This is a genomic window from Micromonospora sp. CPCC 205739 (assembly GCF_036906795.1).
GTDB lineage: Bacteria > Actinomycetota > Actinomycetes > Mycobacteriales > Micromonosporaceae > Micromonospora.
This window is the reverse complement of the sequence record NZ_JBAKHS010000054.1, coordinates 1-1322: the sequence shown is the minus strand read 5'-3', so window position 1 is coordinate 1322 and position 1322 is coordinate 1. Positions and strand designations below refer to the sequence as shown.

General features: G+C 66.4%; 1 pseudogene. It reads left to right on the top strand.

Going from position 1 to position 1322, the window contains the following annotated elements:
- Positions 1-1311: pseudogene (locus V6U88_RS30115) on the top strand (hypothetical protein); the annotation flags it as partial.
- Positions 1312-1322: the final 11 nt, after the last annotated feature.

Below are 1322 nucleotides of genomic sequence, written 5' to 3'. Positions count from 1 at the left end.
CGCGACGGTTCGAAGGGTCGGGACGATTCGAAGGGCCGCGACGGTTCGAAGCGCAAGGACGGTGACGCCGATGGTGGCGCGTTGCTGGTCGAGCGGGGCGGTAGCGCTCACCTGAAGAAGGTCACCCTGACCCGCAACAACGCCGAAGGTGACGGCGGCGCGATCGCCAACTTCGGCCGGGTCGACATCGAGGACAGCAAGATCGAGGACAACCACGCCCGGGAGAACGGCGGCGGCGTGTTCAACCTCGGCCTGCTCACCGTCAAGGACAGCAAGGTCGACAACAACACCGCCGGCAAGAACGGCGGCGGCATCGCCAACGGCCGCGGCGACCGCGACCGTGACCACGACCGCAACGGGCACGACGGGCGCGACGACCGGAACGACCGGAACGGGCGCGACGGGCGCGACGGGCGCGACGGGCGCGGCGGGGACATGAACCGAGTCCTCGACGGCCGCGACAAGGCCGGCAGCGTGGAGATCTACAAGAGCCACATCGAGGGCAACAAGGCCGACCGCAACGGCGGCGGCGTGTTCAGCTCCGGCGGCTTCGTCAAGATCGCAGGCGGTGCCATCAAGGACAACACCGCCTGCGACAACGGCGGCGGCGTCTACGCCAAGGACACCAGCCTCGACCTCGACCACGTCATCGTCGCCAAGAACCACGCCAGCAAGGACGGCGGCGGCGTCTACAACGCCGACGACGAACACCGCAACGACAAGAACAACGGCAAGGACGACAAGGACAACGGCAAGGACAGCTGGAACGGCATGAACGGCAAGAACGACGGCCGGGACGGCAAGGACGGCCGGGACGACAAGGACGACAAGAACGGCCGCGACGACAAGAACGGCCGCGACGACAAGAACGACAAGGACGAGCACGACAACAAGTCCAGCGCCACCATCGCCGACAGCAAGATCGTCGACAACACCGCCGGACGCTTCGGCGGCGGCATCTTCAACGGCGAAGCCGACGTCAAACTCGCCGAAGGCTTCCGGAACAAGAACGACCACAACGGCGACCACGACGACGACCGCGACCGCGACGGCGCCCGCCTCACCCTGCGCGACACCGAGGTCAAGGGCAACACCGCCCTCAACGGCGGCGGCATCTTCAACAACAAGGGCACCATCACCCTGACCAAGACCCACGTCACCAAGAACACCGCCACCGACGCCTCAAAGAACCACCGAGTCGCCGGCGGCATCCTCAACAACGACGGCAAGGTCCGCCTCGACGACAAGTCCACCGTCACCAACAACGACCCCACCAACTGCGCCGGCACCGTCAAGGACTGCTTCAACTGACACAGGCGCAC